The sequence below is a fragment of the Hyphomonas sp. CACIAM 19H1 genome, from assembly GCF_003325995.1.
In the GTDB taxonomy this organism is placed as follows: domain Bacteria; phylum Pseudomonadota; class Alphaproteobacteria; order Caulobacterales; family Hyphomonadaceae; genus Hyphomonas; species Hyphomonas polymorpha.
Map to the genome: position 1 here is coordinate 2581910 of NZ_CP016437.1, position 15062 is coordinate 2596971.

Annotated in this window: 12 protein-coding genes; 4 read left to right on the plus strand and 8 right to left on the minus strand. The window is 62.1% G+C overall.

The genetic code is table 11. The annotated features are described in order from the left end of the window. Positions 1-26: 26 nt before the first annotated feature. The 7 genes from BBF93_RS11970 to BBF93_RS12000 form a co-directional block, all read right to left on the minus strand. Positions 27-671, minus strand: a complete 645-nt coding sequence (locus tag BBF93_RS11970) for a TetR/AcrR family transcriptional regulator (protein WP_051612397.1) — start codon at positions 669-671, stop codon at positions 27-29. A gap of 247 nt (positions 672-918) precedes the next feature. Further along, positions 919-3255 (minus strand): TonB-dependent receptor, encoded by a 2337-nt coding sequence (locus BBF93_RS11975; RefSeq protein WP_051612398.1) that lies wholly within the window; start codon positions 3253-3255, stop codon positions 919-921. Positions 3256-4006: 751 nt separating this feature from the next. Next, a complete protein-coding gene (locus tag BBF93_RS11980) occupies positions 4007-4936 on the minus strand; it encodes a biotin-dependent carboxyltransferase family protein (RefSeq protein WP_114106054.1) in 930 nt (309 codons plus the stop codon). A gap of 2 nt (positions 4937-4938) precedes the next feature. Then, positions 4939-5568: an allophanate hydrolase subunit 1 gene (locus BBF93_RS11985; RefSeq protein ID WP_114106055.1), complete on the minus strand. Its 630-nt coding sequence runs from the start codon at positions 5566-5568 to the stop codon at positions 4939-4941. Then, on the minus strand, positions 5565-6317 hold the full coding sequence (pxpA, locus tag BBF93_RS11990) for a 5-oxoprolinase subunit PxpA (protein WP_114106056.1): 753 nt from the start codon (positions 6315-6317) through the stop codon (positions 5565-5567). The genes BBF93_RS11985 and pxpA overlap by 4 nt, the downstream gene beginning before the upstream one ends. Continuing rightward, positions 6314-7528, minus strand: coding sequence for an Nramp family divalent metal transporter (locus BBF93_RS11995; RefSeq protein WP_114106057.1), 1215 nt, complete (start codon positions 7526-7528; stop codon positions 6314-6316). Before BBF93_RS11995 ends, pxpA begins: the two co-directional genes overlap by 4 nt. Next, positions 7525-8679: a DUF2891 domain-containing protein gene (locus BBF93_RS12000; protein WP_233349108.1), complete on the minus strand. Its 1155-nt coding sequence runs from the start codon at positions 8677-8679 to the stop codon at positions 7525-7527. Before BBF93_RS12000 ends, BBF93_RS11995 begins: the two co-directional genes overlap by 4 nt. Before the next feature lie 219 nt (positions 8680-8898). Here BBF93_RS12000 and BBF93_RS12005 point away from each other — a divergent pair, with 219 nt between their 5' ends. The 4 genes from BBF93_RS12005 to BBF93_RS12020 all read left to right on the plus strand — a co-directional run bounded on the left by BBF93_RS12005 (position 8899) and on the right by BBF93_RS12020 (position 14559). Then, entirely contained in the window at positions 8899-11466 is a 2568-nt protein-coding gene (locus BBF93_RS12005; protein ID WP_114106058.1) for a TonB-dependent receptor, read from the plus strand. Between the two features lie 23 nt (positions 11467-11489). After that, on the plus strand, positions 11490-12926 hold the full coding sequence (locus BBF93_RS12010) for an MFS transporter (protein ID WP_114106059.1): 1437 nt from the start codon (positions 11490-11492) through the stop codon (positions 12924-12926). A 63-nt stretch (positions 12927-12989) separates the two neighbouring features. Continuing rightward, positions 12990-13676: a TetR/AcrR family transcriptional regulator gene (locus tag BBF93_RS12015; protein ID WP_114106060.1), complete on the plus strand. Its 687-nt coding sequence runs from the start codon at positions 12990-12992 to the stop codon at positions 13674-13676. Positions 13677-13791: 115 nt separating this feature from the next. After that, on the plus strand, positions 13792-14559 hold the full coding sequence (locus BBF93_RS12020; protein WP_114106061.1) for an IclR family transcriptional regulator: 768 nt from the start codon (positions 13792-13794) through the stop codon (positions 14557-14559). A gap of 9 nt (positions 14560-14568) precedes the next feature. Here BBF93_RS12020 and BBF93_RS12025 read toward each other — a convergent pair whose 3' ends face one another. After that, on the minus strand, positions 14569-14898 hold the full coding sequence (locus BBF93_RS12025; protein WP_114107073.1) for an L-rhamnose mutarotase: 330 nt from the start codon (positions 14896-14898) through the stop codon (positions 14569-14571). Positions 14899-15062: the final 164 nt, after the last annotated feature.

A 15062-nucleotide genomic window follows, 5' to 3' on the forward strand; every position in this document is an offset into this window, starting at 1 on the left:
AGCCTTCCCTACCGTGAACGGACGACCTATCTGCCCGACACTGCTGCGGTAGATTTCCGCGAGGCATCGCCTTGCTGCCCGGCGGCATAGGCCGCGCGAATAACCTGATGCAGTTCCTTGCGGGCCTTTTTCAGATTGAAGCTCGGCTCGATCAGATATTGCGAAGAAATGCCGATCAGCTGAGTGCCGATGAGGCGCGCGGCCATTTCGACATTTACATCCTTGCGAATGGATCCATCCTCCCGGCCGAGGCGAATGATCCGCATGAGCTCGGTGGCCGAGCGCAGGTGAGAGCCGACAAATTGTTCACGCATGTCGGACATGGCCGCAATCGCCTCGCTCATCAGGATGAAATAGGCTTTCATTTCCGATGTTTTGTCGAGCGCGGCGATATGCACGTCGCAATAGAGCAGCAGCGCGTCCAGACCCGGCAGAGAATCGAGATCCTGACGGCGGCGGCGTTCCGACATCACTTCATGCAGATGGTTGATGACGGCTTCCAGGAGGCCACCCTTGGACCCGAACTTCTGGAACGCCAGATTACGGCTGTATCCGGCCCGCAGACCGATATTATCAAATGTGAGTGCCGAGACGCCTTGCTCAGAGGCAAGCTCCAGACAGGCATTGATGAGTTTATCCGACGACTGCTGCCGACGCTCGTGTTGTTTCATTATCTCCCCCGAGATTCAGGGTCAGCTTTTTGGTGCTGCCCGATTATTTTTTGTACGCATCGGGAACATTGATGCGTGTTTGCAACAGCCTGTCAAATGGATGACAGGACCGCTGAAAAATGCGGCGCTGCACAACGCGTGCAGCGCGCCAGTTTCGGGGAGGAAACAAGGCGCCTCATTGTGCGCCTGCGTAATAAAGCTGGCCGCGGCGGGCAGGATTTCTCCCGCCGCGGCAGATAAAGTTGGATCAGAAGGTCTTGCGGACAGACACACCGAAGGTGCGCGGCGCCGCTACATAGCCGTTCCGGTCGGTATCCTGGATCGGCGTATTGAAGTGCTGCATCACATAGCGCTCATCGAACGCATTGCGGATGAAAGCAGAGACCGAAAGCCCTGAGTCAAATGTGAGCCCGATATTGCCGTTCACCAGCGTGACCGCATCTTCCTTCAGGTTCGACGCAGTGTTGGTGAACCGGTCGCCCATATACTGGACCTGAACGAGACCCGTCAGCGCCTTACCACCGGAGAGCTCATAATTGAGGTTCAGCGAAGTGTTGGCGGAGAGTTCCGGGGCGTTGGGGAAGCGGCGGCCGGAGAGGACGCCAATGCCGGCATCTTCGCCATAGCTCGCTTCCGGCAGCCAGGTGGCCGAAGCGTTCCAGGTCAGATAATCGGTGAGCGCCTGGGTGTGCTCGAACTCCGCACCGTAGGATTCCGCTTCCGGCGAGTTCAGGATGGTGAAGATCAGCCCCAGGAACTGGGCGACCTGAAGATCCTGAATGTCGTTATAGAAAACGGCGACGTTTGTGCGGGCCGCGCCGTTCATCCAGTCCACTTTGGCGCCGATTTCATAGGCGTCGATGGTTTCGGGCGCGAACACTGGATTCGCTGACGAGCCGGTATCCAGCGGGTTGAGCGAGCTGCCCGGAACGCCGGCGCCGCTGGCGTCGACGTTGACGCCGCCAGCCTTGTAGCCGCGGTTATAGCTTGCGTAATACATAACGTCCGAGTTCAGACGGTATTGCAGGCTGAGCGTACCGGAGACTGCCTCGTCGGAGAAGTTGCGGGCGTATTCCGGGCCAGGGCCCGAACCAGCAATGGCGAAGGGATCAAACACCGGATCGCGGAAGAGATCGTAGTAGAACGACCCTGTCTTGTCGTCTTCCGAATAGCGCAGGCCCGCGATCAGGTTGACCCGGTCCGTGAGCGCAAAATCCCAATGCGTGAAGAGAGCAAGGGACTCCGCCGTGCCGATGAGCACTTCGCGCGCCCACTCGCCAGGGGCCGCATTGATGATGGCCGAGGGCACACCCTGCGCGCCGAGCAGCGTGTTCCAGAAGACCTGCGCCTGCGTGCCGTGCGAGAGGTTGCGGCCCATGTCCAGCTCTTCATCGGAGTAGAAGACGCCGAACAGATAGTTCGCATTCACCGCGCCGGAAACCTCGCCGCCATAGGTGAATTCCTGCGAAAAGAATTGCGAGTTGAACAGCTCGTTGATGTTCAGGATGTCTGCGCCGGTGAAGTCTGCGTCTGCATTCTGAACAGTATCATACTCGCGCAGCGCGGTGACCGATTTCAGCGTGCCGGGGCCAACATCCCAGTCAACCAGAAGCGCGATGCCCTTGTCTTCGACTTTGTTCGAGGTCGGCGTATTGATGCTGGCCTGATAGTCGTTGATGTTGTTGGAGGGAACGGCCAGGCCGTTTGCCAGGGTGAGCGCGTTGATCAGCGGCGTCAGAGGGCCATCCACAACGTTGACGGTGGCATACCCCACTTCGTCATCCTGCTTGGAATAGTCGGCGATCAGCTTGACCGAGAGCGCATCGGTTGGCTCCCACAGGGCGCTGAGCTTGAACGAATCCATATTCTGGTCGCCCTCGCTTTTGCCAGCCGGGCTTTCGAGGAAACCGTCCTGCTCCGAATGGCTGGCGGCAAGGCGCAGCGCAAACGTGTCCGTAACCGGAATATTCACCGCGCCCGAAACGTCGAACGCATTGTAGTTGCCATAGCTGGCCGAAACGAAGCCGGAAACTTCATCAAGATTGGGCGCAGCCGAGTTCAGCAGCAGCGCGCCGGCCGAGGTGTTCTTGCCAAACAGCGTGCCCTGCGGACCACGCAGAACCTGCAGGCCGTCCATGTCGAGGAAGCTCGACAGAGCCTGGCCGGAGCGCGTTCTGTAAACGCCGTCAATGAACACGCCCACGGCGCCTTCAAACACGCGTGACTGGCCGGTCGTGCCGATGCCGCGGATCTGGATGTTCGACGAGGCGGCCGGGGAGTTGGTCTTGCTGAACGTGATACTGGGCGAAATGAGGCTGATATTCTCGATGTTCTCCACGCGCAGGGCGGCCATCTGCTCACCCGTGACGGCGGTCACGGCCAGCGGCACGTCCTGAACGCTCTCTTCGCGGCGCTGCGCGGTGACGGTGACGGTGGAGAGGCGCCGGTCGTTTTCCTGCGCGGCGGGCTCGGCCGCTTCAGGTTCTGCGGGGGTGGTGGCTTCCTGTGCCCAGGCGCCTTCCAGCGCCGCACACCAGACAAGGGCCGTACCGGCCAGAAGCCGCACGTTACGTTTGAATGACAATGTATCCTCCCAGGATGTCTTATTATCGCCTCTTGGGGCCATATGATGTTTGTTGGACATCCATCTATTATTTCTGTCAAGAGCCTACCCGTTCCGGTCGCGTTACAGCCAGGAACACACTCACGTGACCGAAACAGGAGCGCGCGCCGCATTCCCCAAGGACAGCCCGGCCGCCCGCTGGGAGGGGTTGCCGGGGCAGCGGAGGACGGCCGCCCCCCATGCCTGAAGAGAGCGGCCGGGTCAGTTTGGCAGCCGACTTTATCCCACCCACCCGATTCGGAAGACGCGCGCCGGCCACCCCCACAAAGATCTAGGCGCATCGTCTCATGGTGGCACACCCCTCGGCTCAGGCGGCGTGCTTCAGCCGCCCTTCATGACAATGTGGATATATACATGTTCCGTGTCATGACTTTCTTGTAACGCAATTATTGCTTAATTTGTGATAACCACGTATACTGACATTCAAATATCAGCGAACAGAAGCGGACTATCCACAGACCCAGCGAACAAGCTGGGGATAGGCGCTGGAAAACGCCGCCACGCGATAGTTCCACGGGGATCATTTTCCTAAGCCTTGGGCCACCAAGGAGGTGTGGATTGTGACGTGGTTTATCTCTCTTGTAATGTTCTGGGTTGGGACGAGTTTCGGCTTCGTGCTGGGTGCGTGGTGGGTTGCCGCGCATGCTCGCGAGCGGGAAATGGACAGTCGATGTTATAGCGCCGATGGTTCGCCAACGGACGGGCCTCTGCCCTAGAAGCAAAACTCCGGCAGCCATTCTGCAAGGTATCCGGCTTTTGCCCGGAGATCCTGATATGCATCGTCTACGGATCTCGTCAGGAAACTGACACGGTCCCCCGGCGCGATCTGGCCAAGCAGATGCCTGTCTGCCCGGATTACCTGCAGGATGTGCGGATAGCCTCCGGTTGTCTGCGCGTCCGGCAGGAGAACAAAGGCGTTTCCCGAAGGCGTCAGCTGTACGGCGCCGGTAAACAGGGCCGCGCTCGGGCGGTGCGCACCAGCTTCCGGCTTCGGCCAGTTGCCGGTGAGTTCGAGCCCCGTGCGGTCCATCCGGTTGGTTGTCTGGAAGGCTTCCCGCCAGACCGCAGGCGTCAGCGCGGCAAATTCCGGACCGGGAACCGCTCTCAGACTGTGGGCGCGCGCCATGTGCGGCCGCAGGGGGGTAGGCGTGGCGAGAGGCGGGGGCTTGTTCGCCGCGCCTGCCCCTTCCATCTGATCTCCGGCCCGGAGCACGCGGCCCAAGAACCCGCCAAATCCGGCAGGAAGGAAGGTGGACGCGCTCCCGAACATCGCCTCCGCGCGGAGCCCACCCGAAATGGCGAGATATGTCCGCACGCCCGCAGCGGGATGGGCAAATGCCAGCACATCGCCGTTCTTTGCCTCAAGGGTTTCATGCGCGGGCACGGGCGCGCCGGACAGCGTAGCCGAAAGTGCCGCGCCCGCGAACGCAAATACCGTATCCTGACGGAATTCGAAAGCGGCGCCCCCGAAGGTGATTTCAACAGCGGTGACATCCGGCAGATTGCCGCAAAGCCGGTTGGCGAGCGCCATGGAGAGCGGATCGGCCGGGCCGCTGGCGGGAATGCCCTGATGGCGCAGGCCGCGGCGAGCGCTGCCCTGAAGGGTGGCCAGGGGCCCGGGCGTGAGAACTGTCACCACCATGCCTAACGCTCGATCACCAGCTGGATGGAGACACCCGCCTCCAGAGTAAAGGGCGCCTCCCGCCGGGCGTCAAACAACGGCTCGGCGATACGCCCGATGATCGGCCAGCCTGCCGGGCCGGCAAGCGCATAAAGACCCAGCTGTCCGGAGATCATGCCGACCGAGCCTGCCGGAACCCTCTGCCGGGGCGTATCGAGACGCGGCGCGATGAGCGCAGGATCCAGCCCGGAAACATAGGCAAATCCGGCGGTGAAGCCCATCATGTCAACGATCAGGGGCGAGGCAGATATGCGCGCAAGGAACGCCTCGGCCGTCAGGCCATTTTCGGCTGCGATACGGGCAAGGTCCGGCCCCGCTGTGTCATCGGCCTGCATGTGGAGGGTAATGGCCTGCACCGACACATCCTCCGTTTCCGGAATATCTACCGCCTGCTGGCGCAACAAGGCCTCTGCCTGTCGGGGCGGAACAACCAGCGGATCGAACTGAACCGTAACCTCCCCCTTCCCCGGCACTACGTCCACCCATTGCCCCGATGCGCGCAAGGCCGCTGCAAGCGCGTGACGCGCTGCGCGCTCAGCCAGCTTCACGGCGAGCGCATCATCCCCCACGAAGAAAATTTCCGGCGCGCTCATGGGCGTATCGTAACGCCGCGGGCTTCCAGCACGGTGCGCAGCCGCGCGGCATTCTCCGCGGCGCCCGGCGTGTCGCCATGCAGGCAAAGGGTTTGCACATGGAGAGGAACGGTCTCCCCCGTGCGGGTAATCACTTCGTGGCGCAGCGCAATGGAAAGCGCCTGGGCGTTCTGGCTTTCCGCGTCACGAAAGACAGCCCCCGGAAGATTGCGCGGGGTAAGACTGAGATCGGCCTCATAGGCGCGGTCAGCAAAGCCCTCCGCAACATAGGTAAGGCCGCTCACCCTGGCGGCGCGCTCCATCTCGGAGGCAGGCGGGCCGATCAGAACCGGAATGCCGGTTTCCGCGCACAATGCGGCGACCATGCCAGCAAGCCCGGCATCCTTAGCTGCATCATTATACAGCGCGCCATGGGGTTTGATGTGGCGCAACTGCGTACCGGTCGCCGCCGCAATGCGCAGCAGGTCTGACACCTGATCCTTAAGCGAAGTGGCAAGCTCTGCCGCAGAGACATTGTTCCGGGAACGTCCGAATCCCTCCCGGTCCGGATAGGAAGGATGCGCGCCCGCCAGCACGCCAAACTCCTGCGCCATCTGGAGGGTCTGCGTCATCGACTCAGTGTCGCCCGCATGGCCACCACAAGCGATGCTGCAGCGGGAAACTTGGCGGAGGATCGCCCGGTCCAGCGCCCGGCCCGCCTCGCCCGGAAGCTCGCCAATATCGGCGTTAAGACAGATGCTGCGCGTCATGGCCAGATGCCCACCGCGCGCAGGATGAGCCGCAACCCGAGGAACGCCGCCACCAGCACGACAAGACCGCCCAGGGCATTGCGCACCGGCCCGTTGACATGATCCCCCAGCACGGATTTCCGGTTCATGGTGATCAGCAGGAACACAGCCACAATCGGCAACAGCAGGCCATTGGCCACCTGCGCCACAAGGATCAGTTGCACCGGACGGATGCCCAGCAGCGCAACGCTGAGCCCAATGGCCACGATCGTCAGCGCGATACCTTTGAACAGCCAGCCGGACTTTGGCCGGCCCGTCACTTCGCACACGGCATAGGCGGTGGCGAGCGGCGCAGTGATGGCGGAAGAAAGCCCCGCCGCGCAGAGGCCTGCGCCGACAAGAATTCGCGCCGCCGGACCATAGGCCGGCTCCAGCGCCGAGGCCATATCCGCGCCGCTGCTGATCACCAGCCCCGCGCCAAAGAGGCTCGCCGCTGCCGTGCTCAGCACAAGGATGGAAATGAGCCCGCCAAGGCCAACGGAAACGCGCGTATCGGCAATCGCGGCGGCAAGGCCGCCTTCGGCATTCTCCTTCCAGCGCTCGCGCACGGCGGCGGCATGCAGGAACAGATTATACGGCACAATCGTCGTGCCGATCAGCGCCATGGCGGTCAGCAGGCTGCCATCGGGCAACTGCGGCCTCAGGCCCGCCAGCATCGCGCCGATATCCGGCCGCACCAGCACAAGGCTGGCGGCAAAGGCGAGGCTCATGAGAATGACGAGGCCGATCAGAAACCGCTCCAGCGTCTTGTACCGCCCAAGCAGGAGTACGAGCGCGGCGATCAGGCCGGTGGCGAGCGCAGCAGCTCTCTGCACGCCGTCTCCCTCGCCGAGGATGGCGCGCATCCCCAGCGCGCCGCCCGTGATGTTGCCCGCCTCATAGGCCGCATTGCCCAGTGCCAGCGCGGCCAGCACAAGGATGATTGCGCCCCATTTCAGCGCCACTGGCGTCCCCGGCGCGACCAGCGCTTCGCCAAGCCCCGCCCCGCCCAGAATGCCGAGACGCACGGTCATCTCCTGCAGGATGATCGTGGCGAACGTGGCAAAGACCAGCGCCCAGACGAGCGCAAAGCCGAAATTGGCGCCCGCCAGCGTGCAGGCCGTTACCGTACCCGGACCAATGAAAGCGGCCGCAACCAGCGCGCCAGGGCCGAAGGAGAGCCGGGCTTTCATTCGGCGGGAATGCCTCTGCGGGTTTCCAGATAGGTGGCGAAGCTCGCCAGCCAGTGGCTGCCGGCATAATGCTCCTCGCTGACGGCAGCGACGCCGCTTTCCTTGTGAACCGCCGCTGAGGCGAGCAGCGCGGCGCGGCGCGGGTCGGCCTCCGGCAGGGCCGACGCAATCCCCTCCATCGCCCAGGCGCGAGAGAGGTTCAGCCCATCAAGATGCACCAGCTTGCCATCGGACGGGTCAAGCACCACGCCGGGCGCCAGCCAGTCCCCGTGCCCATCCTGCGGGATCAGCGGCAGGAAGGCCGTGAGCCAGGCAGCAAAGTTCTCCCGGCTCATCACGCGGCGCATCAGGTCTGCCTCCATCAGGCAGGGCGAGAGAAAATCCTCCCCTGAAGGCTCATAGGCCAGCGGGCAGGAAACATCTCCGCTGTAGAATTCCAGCGACTTGGCAGCGATCTGTTCACGGAAGGCTGCGTTGCCGGTGGCGTCCGCCCAGTCGATCATCAGGCCAAAAGCAAAGGCGGTCTGGTTATGCGTGCCTGCGCGGATGGGATAAACGAGCTTCGGCAGCCAGGCGCTGGTATAGTCCGCGATCAGCGTTTCCAGCGGGGCGAGTGTCTCTGCCCAGCCGGCCGCCTCGGCGAACTCCGCCTGGCGCAGCTCCGTCATCAGCTGTAGGAACCAGGCCGTGCCGTAAGGGCGCTCGAAGGAGGCCCGGTCCGGCTGCTGGAAATAGGCGACCTCCCCGGCGATATTCTCCGCCGTGAAGCTCTGCGCCAGCGCCGCCTTTATGGCGCCGGCATAAGGCGTCTGCGGGTCCGTATTCAGAATGCGCGTCAGCAGCCAGTGGCCATGCACCGAGGAGTGCCAGTCGAAGCAACCATAGAAGGCCGGATAAAGCTGGCGCGGCGGGGCCGCGTCAGCGGCGGAGTTCAGCACATGGCTGATCTTGTTGGGATATTCCTTGTGAACGCAGGAAAGTGCCAGGCGCGCGAAGCGGTCTGTCGCTACGCCCTCCCTCGGCGGGGGCAGGCTGGCGAGCGGATCAGTCTGCACCTCGGCCTCCGGCGCGGGCCCCTGTTCCGGCGCCCGTGGCCCACACCCGGCCAACACCAGCAGGCCAAGGCCAGCGCCCAGTATCCCATATTTCATACCCGGCACTCCTCATTATCTCGCCGCCCTCTGGTCTTCCCGAGGGGTAACAGCAGGCAGGCTGCAGGCGCAAGCATCCCCGGCCCGCCGCCCGGCCAGCACCGAACGCAACGGAAACTCAAGATAACCCTATGCAAATAGATTAATCGATCTTATCCTGCCGAAAATCATCTAGGCCACGGCTGACTCAAAAACAGGATGATTGGGAGGAATACGACAATGAAGAGACCATCTTTGTGGGCAGCCGCAAGCGCGCTGGCCATTGTTGCCACGGGCCAGGCCATCGCCCAGGAAGACACCGACTCCAGCGAAGTGAAGCGTCTGGAACAGGTCACCGTCACCGCCGTAAAGCGTGAGCAGAGCCTCAATGATGTGCCTGTCTCCGTGACCGCCTTTACGGAAGAGACGCGCCAGGAACTCGCCCTAGACAGCCTGGCAGACTTTGCCCGCTTCACGCCCAGCCTTGCCTTCTCATCAGGCGACGACCGCGTGTTCATCCGCGGCGTGGGCCGCCAGACCAACACCAACGGCTCCGATCCCGGCGTGGCGACCTACGCCGATGGCATCTATGATTCCTCCACCAGCGCCGTCGGCAAGAGTGACTTCTTCGTCGAGCGAGTCGAGATCCTGCGCGGCCCGCAGGGCACGCTCTATGGCCGTAACTCCATCGGCGGGGCCATCAACGTCATCTCCAAACGGCCGACAGAGACTTTCACCGCCGAGGCTCGCGCCGGTATCGCCAACTACCAGACCTATGAAATCGAAGCGGCCATTTCCGGCCCGCTGACCGACAAGGTCCGCGCCAAGCTTGGCGGCTCGTTCCGCGATCAGAAAGACGGCTATTACAAGAACGTTGCCGGCGGCCCCAGCGAGGGCGGCGCGAATGAAACAACGTATGCGGAGTTCCAGCTGGACATGGACCCGGCAGAAGGTTTCTCCTTGTGGCTCAAGGCGGATTATCTCGACGCCTCGCTGCGCAATCGCAGCACCAACCTCGCCTCGCCCTATGATCCCTTCCCCTTCCCGCCGGGCTATCTGACGCCGGGCAACGCCTTCGGCTATTACATGCCGGGCTTCACCCAGGCCGGGTCCACCACCACCAATCCGGGCGTGGACGATATCCGCAAATTCAATGCGAACACGCCTACGCAGTCCAATGTTGACGGCAATTACGGCTTTGCCGCCATCGCCACCTGGAGCCTGCCGACCGTCGATATCAAGTATCAGGGCGGCTACCGCATTTTCGACTACAACTCGATCCGTGATGACGACAACACGGACATGATCTCCTACACCTACCCGCTGGACCCGGCGAACATTGCTGCCGGCGAACTCTTCACCGGCGGGCCAAACTGCGCCTGGCTGATCGAGAATATCGGCCCGATCTGCGCCCCGGCAACGATCTACCCCTCCCGCACCTTCGGCTATATCGAAGACCGCGCCTATTCCAGCCACGAGCTGACTGTTCAGTCCACGACCGATTCGGACCTGTGGTGGATTTTGGGCGCCTATGCCTATTATGAAGATGCTCATCAGGAATCGCACTTCGGCAACGCCGCCCAGCCCCAGATGCTCGCCCCGTTTGGCGCCGCGCCCAATCCCAGCGGCGATTATGTCACCGCGATCTCCGACCTGAATACCAAGTCCTACGCGGTGTTCGGGCAGGCGGACTATGCGGTTACCGACACGATCACACTCACCGGCGGTTTGCGCTATTCTCAGGACGAGAAGTATGGCTCCGAACAGCTGCGCGTGCTGGGCTATGGCATCATTCCGGGTATCTCGCTCGGCGGTTCTGGCGCCCTGGCGCCGGTGATCGATCTGACGGCGGCAACGGTGTCCTATGCCGACGCCCCTGGGGTTGCCAGCGCGGTAGAGATTGATCCGGCCACGGGCCTTGCCCGCCGCCGCCTCGCGGCTGACTGGAACGCGCTGTCGGGCGTGGCTGGCATCCAATGGCAACCGGATGCGAGCACGAACTATTACGCCCGCTACAGCCGTGGTTACAAATCCGGCGGCTTCAATGCCGGCGGCATCAGCCAGTTTCCGCTGACCGATAAGGAAACCCTTGACGCCTACGAAGTGGGCATGAAGAAATCCATCGGTGACCAGCTGCAGCTGAACGCCAGCTACTTCTACTATGCCTATGACGGCCTTCAGGCGCCGCTGGATGTGGTGGAAAATGGTGTGCGGCTCACGCGCTTCTTCAATATTGAAGATTCGCGCGCCCAGGGCGTCGAACTCGAAGCCATGTGGACGCCTACGGACCAACTGCGGATCCTTGCGAGCTATGCCTATAACGACTCCGAAGTGCGCAGCGCCTGCTGTTTCATTGATGTCGTGGACCCACTTGGCCTGCAATCCGACGCGCAGCCTGTCGGCCCGATCGATGCCAATGGCAACCAGCCCCAGGATCTCAAAGGCCAGATGCTGCCGCGCACCATCCCCAACAAGCTGGGCCTCAATGTCAGCTATGACATCCCGCTTGGCGCAAATGGCGATCTGACGGTATCGGGCAACTATTCCTGGCAGGACGCCACCTATCACGGCGTCTTCAACCGTCCGTATTCGGAGACTGAAGCCTTCGATCAGGTGGACCTCATCGGCGTCTGGAAAAGCCCGGCAGACCGTTACCGCGTCGTTGGCTACGTCAAGAATGTGTTCGACGAACAGGGCTATGACGGGGCAACCGGCACGCTGACGGCGATCCCCGCTGGCGGCTCGGCCACCACGCTTTACCTCACCCCGCCGCGCACCTATGGCGTCCAGCTGCAAGTGCGCTTCTGATCCGGCGGCCGGGGGAGTAGTCGATGGCTGAAAAGGCTGGAAAACTGCCCTGGTCGACGAAACTCGTCTACGGCGTTGGAACCATTGCGTTCGGTATCAAGGACCATGGTTTCAACGCCCTCCTGATGATCTACTATAACCAGGTGATGGGCCTCCCGGCCGCCTGGGTTGGCGCCGCGATCATGATGGCCATGGTCGCGGACGCCATTCTCGATCCCGTGGTCGGGCAATGGTCTGACAGCCTGCGGAGCAAATGGGGCCGGCGGCATCCCTTCATGTATGCGTCCGTGCTGCCCGTGGGGGTCTTCTACCTACTCCTCTGGTTTCCTCCCGCAGAAGCCTCCCACACCGTTCTCTTCGCCTATCTGCTGATCATGACCACCGTCACGCGGACCTTCATCGGCATCTATGAAATTCCGTCCACGGCGCTACTGGCAGAGTTCACCCAGAACTATCATGAGCGCACGGAACTCGTTTCCTACAGGTATTTCTTCGGCGTCGCCGGGGGCATCCTGATGGGCATCTTCGTGTTCACGTCCATCTTCTCCCCCGAAGCCGCTTCGGCCGGCGGCCTGCTCGACAGCTCCGGCTATCACACCTATGCCTGGATCGCCGCGCCCCTGATGGCCACCGCCATCTTCGCGTCGAGCCTTGGCACGCACAGCCGGATATCCAGCCTCATCAGCCCGCCACCCCCTGTGCGCCAGCCTTTCCTGCAAACCATAAGGGAAATGGTTGCGACGCTGTTCCACCGCGTCAACGCCCCCATCTTCATCGGCAGCATCTTCGGCTCCATGGCCGGCGGCCTGAACGCGGCGCTCACCATCTACATGCAGACCTATTTCTGGGAACTGACGAGCGACCAGATTGCCGTGCTCACCTCGGCTGGCCTGCTCGGCGTCATTCTCGCCCTGGTGATTGCGCTTCCTCTGTCCAGATCGTTCGGCAAGAAATGGACCACGCTGGCGCTGTTCGCCGTCACGCTGACGGGCATCGTGGTTCCCGTTCTGCTAAGGCTGGGCGGTCTGTTCCCGGAGAATGGAAACCCCGCCCTACTGCCGTCACTGTTTGTATTCCAGGCGGTGGTGGCCATGTCGGTGGTGGCCGCCGCCATCCTGACGGCCTCAATGATCGCCGACGCAACCGACCAGATTCAACTGACAACCGGCCGGCAATCCGAAGGCCTTCTCTTCTCGGCCGCCACCTTCATCGGAAAGACCGTGTCGGGAATGGGCGTCCTTGTCTCCGGCCTGCTGCTGACGCTTGTAGGCTTCCCGAATGACGCTAAACCGGGCGCCGTAGACCTCTCTACGGTGAACGATCTGGCACTGGCACTGACAGTGGCAACCTTCCTCTTCACCTCGGCGGCGCTCGTCATCATGAGCTTTTATCCTGTTTCAAAGCAAGATCATGAAAGAGCTGTTGAAACACTGGCGCGCAAAAGGGCCGAACAACTTTGACGCCCCGGCGTTCCATCCTAGAATACCCCATAGACCACCCTGATCCTGGACAAGAGACTTTCAATGGCCAAAACTCCAAAAACCGAAAAGCCGGAGCCCGTCCAGGGGGACGGGTCGGCCACGGCGGCGGAGATCAAGTATCCACGGCGCACAGAACGGCGCCGGCGCACCCGCGAGAAAATTCTCAACGTCGCGTTCGAACAGTTCAGCAAGACCGGCTTTGCCGCCACCACGATGCAGACCATCGCAGACGCGGCCGACATTCACGTCACCACGCTGTTCATGCATTTCAATTCCAAGAATGACCTCGCCAGCAGCCTCGCTGCGCAAGGTGTCGACACGCTGCGAGAGCGGGCCTGGGCCGCGCGGGCGAGCAAGGGCTTTTTCGAATTCTACCGTGAGGAAGCCCTCGCCTATGCCGCCATCCGCCGCAGCGCCGTCCAATCAGACGCCGCTCTCTGGAACAATCTGCGCCATGACCGGGAACTGGCCTTCGCCTGGACACAGTACGAACACGGACAAAAAGATGTCTATGCGGAATATATCGCCGCAGACTTCAAGCTTGATCGCGCCTCCGGCTATCTGGCCGATCTCGCCGCCGCCCTGCTGGTAGAGTGCCTCATCCTGCCGCATGAAAGATGGGCCACCGCGCCGGGCAAATTCAAACTTGCCGAGGAAATCGAGCGCGCTGTGGATCTCGCCGAGAAGGCTGCCCGCCAGATGCTCGCCGGCGGGGAAAAGCGCGCCTGAAGCTTTTCCTGGAAAGGGCCCCCTTCGCGAAATTTGCCCCTGTTACGGATGGATATTTTTACAGTTCTGGTTCATATATAAAACAGCCCGAGCAATCTGAGGACACTGGCGATCAATGACGGAAGCGCCCTATAAAGCCCCCGCGCTGGAAAAAGGCCTCGATATTCTCGAATGCCTGGCCAGCCTGCGCACACCGCAATCCATCTCGGATATCGCCCGCAATCTCGGCCGCTCGCGCAGCGAGATTTACCGCATGGTGGTCGTGCTCGAGATGCGCGGCTATGTGGAGCGCACGGACGACCCGGAAAAGCTGCAGCTCTCCAACCGGCTGTTCGAAGTCGGCATGCGTTCCCCGCCCAAGATGGACCTGCACGAGGCCGCTCTGCCGGAAATGTCGGCCCTTGCTTCGCGCATGATGCAGTCGATCCAGCTCGCCGTAGTCAGCTCCGATCAGATCGTCGTCATTGCACGGACGGAAAGTCCCGATGATGTCGGCTTCAGCGTTCGCCTCGGCCATCGCCGCTCGATCATGAAATCAGCCTCCGGCCTCGTTCTCTTCGCCTTCGCCTCGCCCGCCCATGAAACCAAGATGGCGGAAGACCTGAAAGCCGCCGGCGCCAGCGCGGACGAGCTTGAAACGCTCTATGAACAGATCAAGGACGTGCGCGCGAAGGGCTTTGTCTGCATGCCTTCCCGCATGGTCGATGGCGTGACGGATATTGGCGCGCCGATTTTCGATGCCACCAGCCGCGGCGCCGTCGCCAGCCTCACCGTGCCTTTCGTGGTCACCCGCCGCGCCCGCGTCTCGCTGGAAGAAGCGCCCCATCTGGTGGCCGAGGCCGCCGCGCGCATTTCCGCCGCGCTGGGCCACGCGCCCCGCTAAGGTCTGCCCTCAATCGTGATGGAACACTTCCTCCATCGGCGCCCACCATTCGCCCGGCGCCGCTGAGGCAAGCGGGCTCTGGCAGGGGTCGGTCAGCGCCCACCAGCGCTGGGTCTCCGGATCATCCGCCATCGCCTTCATGTCGGCCTCGTAGTCGCTGCCATGGTATTCAAACATGCCCACCAGCAGATTCTCCGGTTCGCGCAGGAAGATGCTGTAATTGCGGATATTGCAGGCCGTGATCTGCCGCAGGATCGCGGGCCAGGCATTGGCGTGCAGCTCCTTGTATTCCGACATCTTTTCCGGCTTCAGCTGGATCATCATCGCCTTACGCTGCATCGTTTCCTCCCGCGCTACTGACATCAGGGTGCCACTTCGCGCCCCCTGACGCGAGGTCATTTCAAGTTCATATACAAACATCCCGCTTGCATATGAAACACTCTTTACCTAACAATCGCCGCAGAGGCCACCCGCCAAGAGGCGGCCGCTAAGAAAGATCCAGG

Coding starts and splice junctions, on each gene's coding strand:
- BBF93_RS11970 (WP_051612397.1), bottom strand. CDS start 671: ATGAAACAACACGAGCGTCGGCAGCAGTCGTCGGATAAACTCATCAAT.
- BBF93_RS11980 (WP_114106054.1), bottom strand. CDS start 4,936: ATGGTGGTGACAGTTCTCACGCCCGGGCCCCTGGCCACCCTTCAGGGC.
- BBF93_RS11985 (WP_114106055.1), bottom strand. CDS start 5,568: ATGAGCGCGCCGGAAATTTTCTTCGTGGGGGATGATGCGCTCGCCGTG.
- pxpA (WP_114106056.1), bottom strand. CDS start 6,317: ATGACGCGCAGCATCTGTCTTAACGCCGATATTGGCGAGCTTCCGGGC.
- BBF93_RS11995 (WP_114106057.1), bottom strand. CDS start 7,528: ATGAAAGCCCGGCTCTCCTTCGGCCCTGGCGCGCTGGTTGCGGCCGCT.
- BBF93_RS12000 (WP_233349108.1), bottom strand. CDS start 8,679: ATGAAATATGGGATACTGGGCGCTGGCCTTGGCCTGCTGGTGTTGGCC.
- BBF93_RS12005 (WP_114106058.1), top strand. CDS start 8,899: ATGAAGAGACCATCTTTGTGGGCAGCCGCAAGCGCGCTGGCCATTGTT.
- BBF93_RS12010 (WP_114106059.1), top strand. CDS start 11,490: ATGGCTGAAAAGGCTGGAAAACTGCCCTGGTCGACGAAACTCGTCTAC.
- BBF93_RS12015 (WP_114106060.1), top strand. CDS start 12,990: ATGGCCAAAACTCCAAAAACCGAAAAGCCGGAGCCCGTCCAGGGGGAC.
- BBF93_RS12020 (WP_114106061.1), top strand. CDS start 13,792: ATGACGGAAGCGCCCTATAAAGCCCCCGCGCTGGAAAAAGGCCTCGAT.
- BBF93_RS12025 (WP_114107073.1), bottom strand. CDS start 14,898: ATGCAGCGTAAGGCGATGATGATCCAGCTGAAGCCGGAAAAGATGTCG.